The sequence below is a fragment of the Pseudomonas sp. HTZ2 genome (assembly GCF_033173945.1).
Lineage (GTDB): Bacteria > Pseudomonadota > Gammaproteobacteria > Pseudomonadales > Pseudomonadaceae > Aquipseudomonas > Aquipseudomonas guariconensis.
This window is the reverse complement of sequence record NZ_CP137332.1, coordinates 2,502,215-2,514,817: the sequence shown is the minus strand read 5'-3', so window position 1 is coordinate 2,514,817 and position 12,603 is coordinate 2,502,215. Positions and strand designations below refer to the sequence as shown.

General features: G+C 63.2%; 12 protein-coding genes. 2 read left to right on the top strand and 10 right to left on the bottom strand.

The window, feature by feature from the left end; translation table 11 throughout:
- Nucleotides 1-37 precede the first annotated feature (37 nt).
- From R6G97_RS11605 to hutC, 5 genes are all read right to left on the bottom strand, one after another.
- Nucleotides 38-1,183, bottom strand: a complete 1,146-nt coding sequence (locus tag R6G97_RS11605; protein ID WP_043211791.1) for an acyl-CoA dehydrogenase family protein — start codon at nucleotides 1,181-1,183, stop codon at nucleotides 38-40.
- 2 nt (nucleotides 1,184-1,185) lie between these two features.
- Nucleotides 1,186-2,343: a CaiB/BaiF CoA transferase family protein gene (locus R6G97_RS11600; RefSeq protein ID WP_256664383.1), complete on the bottom strand. Its 1,158-nt coding sequence runs from the start codon at nucleotides 2,341-2,343 to the stop codon at nucleotides 1,186-1,188.
- A gap of 11 nt (nucleotides 2,344-2,354) precedes the next feature.
- A complete protein-coding gene (gene hutU, locus R6G97_RS11595) occupies nucleotides 2,355-3,569 on the bottom strand; it encodes a urocanate hydratase (protein ID WP_317848118.1) in 1,215 nt (404 codons plus the stop codon).
- A 203-nt stretch (nucleotides 3,570-3,772) separates the two neighbouring features.
- A complete protein-coding gene (locus R6G97_RS11590) occupies nucleotides 3,773-4,345 on the bottom strand; it encodes a HutD/Ves family protein (RefSeq protein WP_043212582.1) in 573 nt (190 codons plus the stop codon).
- Nucleotides 4,342-5,052, bottom strand: a complete 711-nt coding sequence (hutC, locus tag R6G97_RS11585) for a histidine utilization repressor (protein ID WP_177343683.1) — start codon at nucleotides 5,050-5,052, stop codon at nucleotides 4,342-4,344. Before hutC ends, R6G97_RS11590 begins: the two co-directional genes overlap by 4 nt.
- 146 nt (nucleotides 5,053-5,198) lie before the next feature.
- Here hutC and R6G97_RS11580 point away from each other — a divergent pair, with 146 nt between their 5' ends.
- Nucleotides 5,199-6,563 (top strand): formimidoylglutamate deiminase, encoded by a 1,365-nt coding sequence (locus R6G97_RS11580; RefSeq protein ID WP_317848117.1) that lies wholly within the window; start codon nucleotides 5,199-5,201, stop codon nucleotides 6,561-6,563.
- Nucleotides 6,564-6,637: 74 nt separating this feature from the next.
- Here R6G97_RS11580 and R6G97_RS11575 read toward each other — a convergent pair whose 3' ends face one another.
- The 5 genes from R6G97_RS11575 to R6G97_RS11555 form a co-directional block, all read right to left on the bottom strand.
- Nucleotides 6,638-7,210, bottom strand: coding sequence for a lipocalin family protein (locus R6G97_RS11575; protein WP_043212575.1), 573 nt, complete (start codon nucleotides 7,208-7,210; stop codon nucleotides 6,638-6,640).
- The gene (gene bamE / locus R6G97_RS11570; protein WP_043212571.1) at nucleotides 7,207-7,461 is read right to left on the bottom strand and encodes an outer membrane protein assembly factor BamE domain-containing protein; all 255 of its coding nucleotides are present in this window, start codon (nucleotides 7,459-7,461) and stop codon (nucleotides 7,207-7,209) included. Before bamE ends, R6G97_RS11575 begins: the two co-directional genes overlap by 4 nt.
- Before the next feature lie 218 nt (nucleotides 7,462-7,679).
- Nucleotides 7,680-8,276: a DUF924 family protein gene (locus R6G97_RS11565; protein WP_090343300.1), complete on the bottom strand. Its 597-nt coding sequence runs from the start codon at nucleotides 8,274-8,276 to the stop codon at nucleotides 7,680-7,682.
- A gap of 3 nt (nucleotides 8,277-8,279) precedes the next feature.
- Nucleotides 8,280-9,290 carry a class 1 fructose-bisphosphatase gene (locus tag R6G97_RS11560; RefSeq protein WP_317848116.1) on the bottom strand — a complete coding sequence of 337 codons (1,011 nt, stop codon included), beginning with the start codon at nucleotides 9,288-9,290 and terminating at the stop codon, nucleotides 8,280-8,282.
- Between the two features lie 242 nt (nucleotides 9,291-9,532).
- On the bottom strand, nucleotides 9,533-11,983 hold the full coding sequence (locus R6G97_RS11555; protein ID WP_317848115.1) for a glycogen/starch/alpha-glucan phosphorylase: 2,451 nt from the start codon (nucleotides 11,981-11,983) through the stop codon (nucleotides 9,533-9,535).
- Nucleotides 11,984-12,163: 180 nt separating this feature from the next.
- On the opposite strand from R6G97_RS11555, the gene R6G97_RS11550 reads away from it, so the two are divergent.
- The gene (locus R6G97_RS11550; RefSeq protein WP_043212564.1) at nucleotides 12,164-12,568 is read left to right on the top strand and encodes a YkgJ family cysteine cluster protein; all 405 of its coding nucleotides are present in this window, start codon (nucleotides 12,164-12,166) and stop codon (nucleotides 12,566-12,568) included.
- The last annotated feature ends 35 nt before the right edge of the window (nucleotides 12,569-12,603 follow it).

The following is a 12,603-nucleotide window of genomic DNA, read 5'->3' as shown; positions in this document are numbered from 1 at the left end:
GTGAGCCTGGTCGGCTGGTGCCTTCCAGGCTGACACCTCAAGTGCGGGCGGCGTCTAGTACGGCGCGCGAGATGATGATTTTCTGCACCTCCGAAGTGCCTTCAAAAATGCGCAGGATGCGTGCATCGCGCACCAGGCGCTCCAGCGGCAGGTCGCGGATGTAGCCATAGCCGCCGTGCAGCTGGAGTGCGGCATCGGTAATGAAGCCCGCCGCTTCGGCGGCGAACAGCTTGGCGGTGGCCGACTCAAGGCTGAAGCGCCCGCCCGCGTCGCGCGCGGCCGCAGCCTGCAGGGTCAGCAGCCGTGCTGCCTGCAATTGGGTGTGCATGTCTGCAATACGCCACTGTGTGCCCTGATAGGCCGCCAAGGGCTTGGGCCCGATCTGGCGCTGCTGGGCCCAGCTGAGGCTGTATTCCATAGCCGTGCGGGCGATGCCCAAGGCCATCGCCGCCACCTCCACCCGACCGCGATCCAGTACTTCCATGGCGGTCTTGAAGCCCTGACCAGGCTGGCCCAGCAGGGCGCTCGCGGGAAGCCAGCAGTCCAGGGACAGCTCATAGATCGTGCTGCCGCGCAGGCCCATGGTCTTCTCCGGGCTGGAAAAGGTGATGCCCTCTGTACCTTTGGGAATGAGGAATGCGCTGATGCCATGATGACCCGCGTCTGCGTCGGTCTTGGCGTACAGCACGATGAAATCGGCTTCGCGCGCATTGGTGATGTAGTGCTTACTGCCACGGATTCGCCATCCATCGTTCTCCTGGCTTGCCCGTGTGCGCATGTCAGCCGGATTGGAGCCGGCGGCCGGTTCGGTCAGGCCGAAGGCGCCGAGCAGTTCGCCCGTGGCGGCACGAGGCAGCCATTGCTGGCGCTGCGCCTCTGTCCCGCCAATGAGGATGGAATCGGTGGCCAGGAAGTGCGCAGTCATCGCCGATGCGGTGGAGGCGCAGGCGGCTGCGACGGCCTCAACCACGCGGCTCATTGCCAGGCTTGTGATGCCAAACCCGCCATAGGCCTCTGGCAGATTGATCCCCATGAACCCCAGCTCGCCCAAGGCTTTGAGGCTGCCGGCACAGAACGCTTCGGCCTCGTCGAAGCCTTGGGCATTCGGTTTGAGCACGTCGTGAGCGACGCGTTCGGCCGATTCGATGATCGCAAGTTCTGCGGCGTCCAGTTCGAAATTCATTTTTATTCTCCTGTGTGGGACAGACCGTACAAGGCATTGGCTTCGCCCAGGCGGGGGGCGGGTGAGGCGGTGTGGGGCTTGCTTCCATTGAAAAACACTGGCTGCGGTACCAAAGGTGACTGCGCGCAGCCCTCTACCAGCAATTGGCGCACGTGGGCTTGTTCGCTGCCTGTGGCCTGGGCGAGATTCCATACGGGGGAGGCGGGTACGCCTGCGTCCAGCAGCAAGGAGCAGATCTGTTCAACGCCTCGGGTACAGGTCCAGGCCTCGATCTGTGCCTTCAATGACGCCTCGTTCGCGGTGCGTGAGCTGTCGTCGACGAAACGTGGGTCATCCGCCAAGGCCTGGCATTCCATGCTCTGGCACAAGCGGCGGAACAGCTTGTCGCTGGCGACTGCGATCACGACCAATCCATCGGCGGCGCGGTAGGTGTCGAAAGGGGTCGAGACCGGATGCCGGTTGCCCACCAGTCCGGGCGCGCGGCCCTGGGCAAAAAGATTGGACAGGCCGGTCATTTGAAGACTGACCAACACGTCGAACATCGCCACATCCAGGTACTGTGCAGCGGCACCCTGGAACTCACGGGCGAACAGTGCGGAGCTGATTGCCCAGGCGGCGTAGACGCCTGCACAGAGGTCTCCAAGGGCCTCACCGCTCCGGGTTGGGCCGGTCTGGGGAAAGCCGGTCACACTCATCAGGCCAGACATGGCCTGGGCGACGATGTCGTAGGCCGGGCGGGAGGACAATGGCCCGCTTTGACCGAATCCGGAAATACTGGCGTATATCAGTCGAGGGTTGAGTGCCTTGAGGCTGTCGAAGTCGATGCCCAGGCGCTGGGTCACGCCAGGGCGAAAATTTTCCACCACGACATCGGCGTCGGCGACCAATGCATGGAAGCGCTGAAGATCGGCTGGTGCCTTGAAATCAAGCTCGACGCTACGCTTGCCGCGGTTGATCAGACCGAAATAGACGCTCTCGCCATTTTTGTCGAAAGGGCCCAGGTGACGGCTGTCATCGCCATGCCCTGGGACTTCGAATTTGATCACTTCAGCGCCGAGGTCAGCCAGCATTGCTGTGCAATGAGGGCCGGCCAGTACACGGCTCAGGTCCAGCACACGAATGCCTTTGAGCGGCTTTGATGCAGGGTTTTGCATAGTCATGGCGTGTTTCCTCAGCGCTTGACGCCCGTGATCATCGGCAGGTCCAGGCCCTGCTCCTTGGCGCAATCGATCGCGATCTGGTAGCCGGCATCGGCGTGACGCATCACGCCAGTCCCTGGGTCGTTGGTCAGCACGCGAGCGATACGCGCGGCCGCTTCGTCGGTACCGTCACAGACGATGACCATGCCCGAGTGCTGGGGGAAGTCGAAGGCATTGGCCACGCCTTCTTCCTTGGCCATCTGGCGGATGTTGTTGCCGTAGTCGAAGGTCGGCACGCCCATTTTCTGGAAGTCCAGCATGGCTTGTACGTGCACGGCCATGGACTGTTTGGCGGCCTTGACCACCGCAGCGGCGTCGGTCTGGGCGCGGTCGCGGTACTGCTCCCAGGTCCAGCCGGCCGGCAGGTAGCCGTTGAGCGGGTCGTGGGCGCTGGTCTGGTCGGTGACCATGTCCGGGCGCACGCCCCGCTTGACCAGTTCAGGCAGGATTTCAGCAGCGTTGCCGTGCAGGGCGATGGAGATGGCCTTGCCTTCGGCAGTGTACTTGGCGATGCGCGCCAGGGCGTCGTCCAGGTCCTTGGCCTGCTCGTCCACGTAGCGGGTCTGCAGGCGGAAGTCGATGCGGCTCTGCTGGCATTCGATGTTCAGCGAGCAGGCGCCGGCCAGGGTCGCGGCCAGTGGCTGGGCGCCGCCCATGCCGCCCAGGCCTGCGGTCAGGACCCATTTGCCGGTCAGGTTGCCGTCGTAGTGCTGACGTCCGGCCTCGACGAAGGTTTCGTAGGTGCCTTGGACGATGCCCTGGCTGCCGATGTAGATCCAGCTGCCGGCGGTCATCTGGCCGTACATGGCCAAGCCTTTGGCGTCCAGTTCGTTGAAGTGTTCCCAGTTGGCCCAGTGTGGCACCAGGTTGGAGTTGGCGATCAGCACGCGCGGGGCATTGGCGTGGGTCTTGAAGACACCGACCGGCTTGCCGGACTGGACCAGCAGGGTCTCGTCGTCTTCCAGGCGGGTCAGGGTCTCGACGATCTTGTCGTAGCACTCCCAGTTACGTGCGGCACGGCCGATACCGCCGTAGACCACCAGCTCCTTCGGATTCTCGGCGACCTGAGGGTCGAGGTTGTTCATCAACATGCGCAGCGGCGCTTCGGTCAGCCAGCTCTTGGCGGTCAGCTTGTTGCCACGCGGGGCGCGGATTTCTACGTCACGGTATTTGTTGTTGTCGGTCACGGGAATGTCCTCTGCGGTCAGGTCGACGGCGGTGTGTCGATGTGAATATACAAACACACCTTTACTTGTATGTACAAGCATGGACAACCAAATTTTTCGTACCGTTCCTCGGGAAGCCGAAAAACAAAAAGGGCCGCTGCGCGACCCAACCGCAGGAAAACCCGCGATCAGGCCGCGCAGCAGCCCCTTTCACAATGCCGGGTTTACCGCGGCATCAATTCGATCAGGCAGAACCGCCCTTGCACATCCAACCCGAGCAATCCGTCATTGCCTTCCAGGTGCAGACAGTCATACAAACCGAGCTGCTGCTTGGCCTGTCCCGATGCCGACACCTCTACCTGCCCGCTGGCGGCGAACAGCAATACCGTCGAGGCCGAGCTGAATATCCGGCTGGTGCCGTCGAACCACTGCAACCGCGCGCGGTAGCGTTGCGGCGCGTAGATCAGGTTGAAATCGCGGATCGCGCCACCGAGCAGCTTGCAACTGACCTGGCTTTCGCCATTGAAAGCAAAGGCGTCGAACGGCAGCAGCGGCCGGCTGGCCTGGCCATCGACCAGCAAACGCATGCCATCGCCTTGCAGCACGGTGATGATCCGCTGATAGCCAGCGAAGGTGGAAAATCCACCAGACTCCTCGATGTCGGCGATCGACAGGCGCCAGCCGAAGCCATCCAGGCCTTCGCCGGCGTCGCGGGTGATCTCTTCGGTGAAACCGCCACCGTTCTTCCAAGGCATGCGCGGGTAATCTTTGGCACGCAGCAACTGCAAATGAGTCATTTACTGAATCGTCCTTCGAGGCGATGACGGGAACCGGGGTGGATCAGCCGCGCCGCAGTCACCGGCTGGCGACCGGACCAAGTGCGGCGGCGAATCAGCAAGCAAGGCTCACCTTGCTCAATTTGCAGCAATCGGCATTCCTCGGGTTCGGCGAGGATCGCCTCCACCACGTGCTCGCCCTCGGTCAGTGGCGCGACCTGCGAAAGGTACGCATAGGGCGTTTGCTGGGTGAAGTCCTGCTTGAGGTAGTCCGGGGCGATCTGGGCATTGACGTAGCGATCTTCGATCTGCACCGGCACGCCGTTCTCGTAGTGCACGATCAGCGAATGGAACACCCGCTGGCCTTCGCGCATGTCCAAGGCCAGGGCGCGCTCGGAACCGGCGGTCTCCTCGGCGAGACGGATGACCTGGCAGCTATGCTGATGGCCACGGCCGGCGATCTCGTCAGCGATGTTGTTGACCTCGAACAGCGCCGAACGGGTCTTGGGCTCGGCGACGAACGTGCCAACGCCCTGCATGCGCACCAGCAGCCCTTCTGCGGTGAGCTCTCGCAGGGCACGGTTGATGGTCATGCGACTGAAGCCCAGTTGGCTGACCAGCTCGCTCTCGGACGGTACCCGGTGATGCGGCGGCCAGCTGCCGTTTTCGATCTGCTGGACGATCATCTGCTTGACCCGGGCGTAGAGCGGCGCCGGCCCTTCGCCCATCTGGGCAACCAGCGCGGAGACAGGAGGTGTCGGCACGGCGTTGAATCCTTGTGCAATTTGATTGAGCGGTAGCTTGCCGCAGTTTACCCGGCAGGCAAACGCCTGTATATGTATATACAAGTTAAACAATAACAGGATTTTCCCCGATGCCTGCCTTTTTCGCCGAACGCGCCCTGCTGCCTACTGGCTGGGCCAGCAATGTCCGCCTGGAAGTTGCCGAGGATGGCCGCTTGACCCATGTCGAGGCCGACGCCTCGGCCGAAGGCGCCGAGCGCCTGGGTGGTCCGGTGCTGCCGGGCATGCCGAACCTGCACTCCCACGCCTTCCAACGTGCGATGGCAGGCCTGGCGGAAGTGGCTGGCAACCCTAACGACAGTTTCTGGACATGGCGCGACCTGATGTACCGTCTGGTCGGGCGCATTACCCCCGAGCAAGTGCAGGTCATCGCCCGCCAGCTGTACATCGAGATGCTCAAGGCCGGTTACACCTCGGTCGCCGAGTTTCACTACGTCCACCACGACCATAACGGCCACGCCTACGCCGACCCGGGCGAGCTGTCGCTGCGTATTAGCGCCGCCGCCGCCGACACGGGTATCGGCCTGACCCTGCTGCCCGTGCTCTACAGCCACGCAGGCTTCGGCGGTCAGGCGCCGAGCGAGGGCCAGCGCCGCTTCATCAACTCCAGCGAGCAGTACCTGCGTCTGCAGGAGCGCCTCGCCCCGCACCTGGCGGCCCAGCCAGCCCAGCGCCTGGGTTTGTGCTTCCACTCCCTGCGCGCAGTCACGCCGCAGCAGATCGCCGAAGTGCTGGCTGCCGGCGACCAGGCGTGCCCCGTGCACATCCATATCGCCGAGCAACAGAAGGAAGTCGACGATTGCCTGGCCTGGAGTGGTCGCCGTCCCTTGCAGTGGCTCTATGAGAATGTCGAGGTAGACGCGCGCTGGTGCCTGGTCCATGCCACTCACGCCGAGGCCGACGAGGTCAGCGCAATGGCCCGCAGCCATGCCGTGGCCGGCCTGTGCCTGACCACCGAAGCCAACCTGGGCGACGGCATCTTCCCCGCCGTCGACTTCATGGCCCAAGGTGGGCGCATGGGCATCGGCTCGGACAGCCATGTGTCACTCAGCGTCGTGGAGGAATTGCGCTGGCTGGAATACGGCCAGCGCCTGCGTGACCAGCGCCGCAACCGGCTGTATCGCGGCGACCAGCCAATAGTCAGTCGTACCTTGTACGACGCAGCCTTGGTCGGCGGCGCCCAAGCGATGGGCCAGCCTGTCGGCGAGCTGGCTGTCGGCAAACGCGCCGATTGGCTGGTGCTGGATGGACAGGACCCCTACCTCGCCACAGCCAGCGGTGATGGGATCCTCAATCGCTGGCTGTTCGCCGGGGGCGATCGCCAGGTGCTTGACGTGATGGTCAATGGGCAGTGGGTTGTGCGCCAGGGCCGCCACGCGCAGGAGCAAGCGAGCACTCGAGCGTTCATGGAGGTACTGCGTCAGTTGCTGGACTGATCCGTCACCTGCCCAAACGCAATCGCGGCGGCCCGTTATGCCGGACCGCCGCGATTGCGTTCTACCTGCCTGACTCAGTGCGAAGCGACGATCTGCTTGTCCGAGGCACGCCAGATCAGGCGGGTGGTGTCATAGCCTTGCTGACGCGCCTTGGCCAGCAGGCTTTCGCGCTCCACCGCCGGCAGGGTCTGGGTTCGCGAGAGCAGCCACAGGTACTTGCGGTCCGGGCTGCCGACAATCGCCGTGCGGTAGCGCTCATCCACATACAGCACCCAGTACTCGCCCTTGGCCACGCCCGGCACCAGCTTCGTGAACCAATTGTTGAACTCTACCCACAGCCGGTCATTGTGCCCCGGCTCCTGCGGCCAGGCCGAACCTTCGGCGCGCAGCCATTCGCCATCGAACATGCGGCAGCGATTGAGCACACCCATCGTGCCATCGGGCCGCAGGTTGTAGTGGGCTTCGGACTGGGCGCAGTCACGCTGGAACAGCATCGGCAAGCGTGCCAGCTCGAACCACTTGCCTTCATAGCGCTTGAGGTCGATGTTTCCGGCAGTCTTGGGTACCAGAGGATCGGTCGCCGAAGTGGCGCAGCCACCCAGGACGACCACCGCGCAGAACGCCAACAGCAGGTGCAAACGCTTCATTTGAGACCCTGCCCGGAATAGATAAGGACTTTGTCCGCCGCATACTGCACGCTGATGAAGCTCTTTTCGTCCCCCCAGGTACAGCTGCTCATGCCCAGCGCGCCCGAACACTCAGCCGGGGTGCCGAGCAGTTGCTCCACTTCAGCCTTGCTCATGCCCGTCTTGAGCTTGGAATAGTTTTCCTGGTTGATCTTGCTGCAAGCGGTCAGGACGACGCACAAGGACAACAGGGCGAGGGAACGCAACGACATGAAGGGACACTCCTGGAGATGAAGGCACAGGCATGGTGGCCTGCAGACAGCTTAGAAGACAAAAAGCCGCCTCGGTTCCCTAGTCCCTTGGTTTTCACCCTACGCCATTGGTCGGCTGGCGCGCGCCGTGAGACGCTGATCACAGCGGAAACGATTGCGGGGCAGTTCACGTCCACGACAAGCGTGGGAGCGAACTGCCCCGCAATCGATTCAAATGCTCAGAAACGCGAACCCGGCTCCAGCAGAAAGTCCATTTCTTCGCTGGTGCTCGGTCGGCCCAGCACCAGGTTGCGGTGTGGGAAGCGGCCGAAGCGAGCGATCACCCGTTGATGCTGCTCGGCATAATCGAGGAAACCCTCGAACAACCGGGCATTGGCCTCGGGCTGCTCGTCGAGCAGCATCTGGTAGCGCTCGACACACAGGTTTTGCCAGTCCAGCACCTCGGCATGCTCCAGCACCAGCAGCACGAACACACGCTGGATCGGCAGCAGCTGGTAGTCCCAGCCCTTCTGCAGGCCCTGCATGGCGATCACCTGGGCACGACGGTCGCCATCGAAGGCGCGCGGCGTGTCACGGTAGATCATGCGCGGCAGCTGATCGAGCAGCAGGAGCAGGCCAAGCCAACCCTGGGGGCTTTGCTGCCACTCGTCCAAGCCGCCGGCCAGGGCATGCTCGACCAGCTCGCCGAAATACTCACGGGCTTCATCGTCATGGTGCTTGCCGAACCACAGCGAGCTCTTCTCGTCAGCCACGGCCTGGGGGCTACTACCCCATCCGAACCACCATTCCAGTAACGGCTGCCAAGGTGCGAGCATGACTTACTCCTTGTGGTAGGCGGTGACGCGCTCGACCTCTTCCTTCGAGCCGAGGATCACCGACACACGCTGGTGCAGGCTCTCTGGCTGGATGTCGACGATGCGATCGTAACCGTTGGTGGACGCGCCGCCAGCCTGCTCGATGATGAACGACATCGGGTTGGCCTCGTACATCAGGCGCAGCTTGCCCGGCTTGCTCGGCTCGCGGGCATCGCGTGGGTACATGAACAGGCCGCCACGGGTCAGGATCCGGTGCACATCGGCCACCATCGAAGCGATCCAGCGCATGTTGTAGTTCTTTTTCAGCGGACCGGTCTCACCGGCCAGCAGCTCGCCCACGTAGCGCTGGACCGGAGCTTCCCAGTGACGCTGGTTGGACATGTTGATGGCGAACTCGGCGGTGGTTTCCGGTACGCGGATGTTTTCGTGGGTCAGGACGAAGCTGCCCAGTTCACGATCCAGGGTGAAGCCCTTGACGCCATTGCCCAGGGTCAGGATCAGCATGGTTTGCGGGCCGTAGATGGCGTAACCGGCGGCGACCTGCTGGGTGCCGGGCTGCAGGAAGGCTTTTTCGTTGAGGGTTTCGTTCTGGCTCAGGTATTCGTTGGGGCAACGCAGTACCGAGAAGATGGTGCCGACCGAAACGTTGACATCGATGTTCGACGAGCCGTCGAGCGGGTCGAAGACCAGCAGGTAGGCGCCTTTGGGATATTTGCCCGGAATCTGGTAGGCGTTGTCCATTTCCTCGGAGGCCATGCCGGCCAGGTGGCCACCCCATTCGTTGGCTTCGAGCAGGATGTCGTTGGAGATAACGTCCAGCTTCTTCTGCACTTCGCCCTGCACGTTTTCGGTGCCCATGCTGCCCAGGACACCGCCCAGGGCGCCCTTGGAAACGTGGTGGCTGATTTCCTTGCACGCACGCGCCACCACTTCGATCAGGAAGCGCAGATCGGCAGGGGTATTGTTGCTGCGGGTCTGCTCAATCAGATAGCGACTCAGGGTAACGCGGGACATGTATGGCTCCGAAATGGAAAGGGGGAGAAAAACCCCCGCAGTTTACAGGGAGAGTTGCGGGCTAGCGAGCGATGAGACTCGCCACGGCTCTCAGACGGCACAATAGGTGGGTAGTTCAGCCCTTGCCAGGCCGGTGGTCGGCGTTAGGGTCCATTCGCGGGCGGGCCGGTTCCCAAAGGACCGCATTCCTCCCAGGCCTGCGATGCACCCGTGGAGGCGGTCTACCCGCGAATGGCGACACCTCAGTCCAATGCCTTCCAGATCTCGCTGGCATATTCGCGAATGGTCCGGTCCGAGGAGAACCAGCCCATGCGCGCCGTGTTGAGCACCGCCATGCGCCACCAGTCCTGCGGCGCATGCCACAACGCCTCGACCCGCCGCTGGGCGTCCCAGTACGCATCGAAATCGGCGCACACCAGGAAGCGGTCGTAGGCCACCAGCGCGTCCACAAGCCCGGTGTATCGCGCCGGATCATCCGGCGAGAACACCCCGCTGCGGATCGCCTGCAGCACATCGGCCAGGCGACTGGACGCCGAGACCGCAGCGCCGGCGCCAAAGTCACCGGAGCGCCGCCGTTCCTCCACCTGCTGGGCGGTCAGGCCGAAGATGAACATGTTCTCGCCTCCCACTTGCTCGCACATCTCCACGTTGGCGCCGTCGAGGGTGCCGATGGTCAGCGCGCCGTTGAGGGCGAACTTCATGTTGCTGGTGCCGGAAGCCTCATAGCCGGCCGTGGAGATCTGCTCGGAAAGATCGGCTGCCGGAATGATGCTCTCGGCCAGACTCACGTTGTAGTTAGGCAGGAATACCACCTTGAGCAGGCCGCGCACGGTCGGGTCGTTGTTGACCACCCGGGCGATGTCGTTGGCCAGCTTAATGATCAGCTTGGCTTGGTGATAGCTGGCCGCAGCCTTGCCCGCAAAGATCTTCACCCGCGGCACCCAGTCGGTCCCGGGCTCGGCGCGCATGGCCTGGTACAGGGCCACGGTGTGCAGCAGGTTGAGCAATTGGCGCTTGTACTCGTGGATGCGCTTGACCTGCACGTCGAACAGCGCCTGCGGGTCGACCGTGACCCCGACCCGATCCTGGATGATGCTGGCCAGCGCCCGCTTGCTGTGCAGGCGCTGGGCGGCGAACTGTTTGCGGAAGGTCGCCTTCTCGGCAAACGGCACCAACGCCTTGAGCCTGCTTTCCGGGTCGTCCAGCACCTCCGGGCCCAGCGCGTCGACCAGCATCGCGGTGAGCTGCGGGTTGGCCTGGTACAGCCAGCGTCGGAAGGTGATGCCGTTGGTCTTGTTGTTGATCCGTTGCGGGTAGAGCTTGTGCAGCTCGGCGAACACCGTACTGCGCATCAGCCGGCTGTGCAGGGCCGACACGCCGTTGACGCTGTGTGAGCCGAGGAAGGCCAGGTTGCCCATGCGCACCCGACGGCCGTTGTCCTCTTCGATCAGCGACACCGCCCGCAGCACGTCGAAGTCATGCAGGCCTTTGGCCCGCAGCGCATCGATGTGGTAGGCGTTGATCAGATAGATGATCTGCATGTGCCGTGGCAGCATGCGCTCCATCAACGCCACCGGCCAGGTTTCCAGGGCTTCGGGCAGCAGGGTGTGGTTGGTGTAGGCCAGGGTGTTGACGGTCAGCTCCCAGGCGGTATCCCAGGGGATCTCGTGCTGATCCACCAACAGGCGCATCAACTCGGCCACAGCTATGGATGGGTGCGTGTCGTTGAGCTGAATGGCCGCCGCGTCCGGCAGGTTGAGCAGGTTGTCATGCATGTTCAAGTGGCGGCGCAACAGGTCCTGCAGGGAGGCCGACACGAAGAAGTACTCCTGGCGCAGGCGAAGTTCCTGGCCCGCCTCGGTGCTGTCGGCCGGGTACAGCACCCGCGAGATACTCTCGGCCCGTGCCACCTCGGCCACAGCGCCCAAATGGTCCCCGGCATTGAAGCGCTCCAAGTGCAGCTCTTCGAGTGCCCGGGAGCGCCACAAGCGCAGCGTGTTGACGCTCGCCCCGCGCCAGCCGACCACCGGCGTGTCGTAGGCCACCGCCCGCACCGTCTCGCCCGGCCACCAGACCTGACGCGGTTGGCCGTGGGTGTCCTGCACCGTCTCGACGCTGCCGCCGAAGCTGATCGGGTAGATCACCTCGGCCCGCTCGAACTCCCAAGGGTTGCCGAAATCCAGCCAGTTCTCGGTCTGCTCCTGCTGCCAGCCATCGACCATGGCCTGGCGGAACAGACCATGCTCGTAGCGGATACCGTAGCCATGGGCGGCAATCCCCAAGGTCGACATGCTCTCCATGAAGCAGGCCGCCAGCCGCCCCAGGCCGCCATTGCCCAGCGCAGCATCCGGCTCGAGCAGGCGGATGCGTTCGAGGTCTACGTCCAGGCCTTCGAGGGCCTCGCGGGCGATGTCCAGCAGTCCGAGGTTGCTCAGGCTGTCGTAGAGCAGCCGGCCGATGAGAAATTCCAGCGAGAGGTAATAGACCCGCTTCTGGCTGCGTCGATACGCCTGGCGGGTGTGGTCCATCCAATGATCGACCATGTGGTCGCGGGCAGCCAGGGCAATGGCTTCGAACCAATCGTGATCGAAGGCATGCTCCGGATCCTTGCCGACCGCGTAGGTCAGCTTGGCCAGTACAGCGGCGCGGAACTCAGCCACTTCTGCATCACGCGCTTTGGGTTCCTGGGACATGCGGCATCCTCGGGCAAGTTTGACGAAAGCACAGGTTGTTCAGCCTAGACGCTTCGACACAGAGCGACAGCGTGGGTTCGCGGTTTTCACATCCACTCGGCGATTCGGGCGAAAGGTTGTTCACAATTTGAACAACTCCGGTATTATCGCGCGCCCCAACTGTGATACGCCCACACAACGATGAAACCGACCCTGATCGCCGCCGCCGAAGTCGACCGCCTGGAAACCTGGCAACGCTATGCCAGCCATATGTGCGGGGGCTGCCACTCGACCTGCTGCACCCTGCCGGTGGAGGTCAAGATCAAGGACCTGATCCGCATCGGCGTGGTGGACGAATTCGAAAAGGACGAACCCCCGAAGAACATCGCCAAGCGCCTGCAAAAGGACGGCATCATCGAGCGCTTCAACCAGAAGTCGGGGATCTTCACCCTGACCCGGATGAGCAACGACGACTGCCTGTACCTGGATCGCAAGAGCCGGCTGTGCACCATCTACGACAAACGCCCGGACACCTGCCGCAATCACCCGAAAATCGGGCCACGCCCCGGGTATTGCGCCTACAAGCCCAAGGCGACCACCCGCTGATCGCTTGCCTGTAACGACCTGTTCGCGGCTCACCC

Coding starts and splice junctions, on each gene's coding strand:
- R6G97_RS11560 (WP_317848116.1), bottom strand. CDS start 9,290: ATGTCCCGCGTTACCCTGAGTCGCTATCTGATTGAGCAGACCCGCAGC.
- R6G97_RS11565 (WP_090343300.1), bottom strand. CDS start 8,276: ATGCTCGCACCTTGGCAGCCGTTACTGGAATGGTGGTTCGGATGGGGT.
- R6G97_RS11590 (WP_043212582.1), bottom strand. CDS start 4,345: ATGACTCATTTGCAGTTGCTGCGTGCCAAAGATTACCCGCGCATGCCT.
- R6G97_RS11575 (WP_043212575.1), bottom strand. CDS start 7,210: ATGAAGCGTTTGCACCTGCTGTTGGCGTTCTGCGCGGTGGTCGTCCTG.
- R6G97_RS11600 (WP_256664383.1), bottom strand. CDS start 2,343: ATGACTATGCAAAACCCTGCATCAAAGCCGCTCAAAGGCATTCGTGTG.
- R6G97_RS11580 (WP_317848117.1), top strand. CDS start 5,199: ATGCCTGCCTTTTTCGCCGAACGCGCCCTGCTGCCTACTGGCTGGGCC.
- hutC (WP_177343683.1), bottom strand. CDS start 5,052: ATGGGCGAAGGGCCGGCGCCGCTCTACGCCCGGGTCAAGCAGATGATC.
- R6G97_RS11605 (WP_043211791.1), bottom strand. CDS start 1,183: ATGAATTTCGAACTGGACGCCGCAGAACTTGCGATCATCGAATCGGCC.
- R6G97_RS11555 (WP_317848115.1), bottom strand. CDS start 11,983: ATGTCCCAGGAACCCAAAGCGCGTGATGCAGAAGTGGCTGAGTTCCGC.
- bamE (WP_043212571.1), bottom strand. CDS start 7,461: ATGTCGTTGCGTTCCCTCGCCCTGTTGTCCTTGTGCGTCGTCCTGACC.
- R6G97_RS11550 (WP_043212564.1), top strand. CDS start 12,164: ATGAAACCGACCCTGATCGCCGCCGCCGAAGTCGACCGCCTGGAAACC.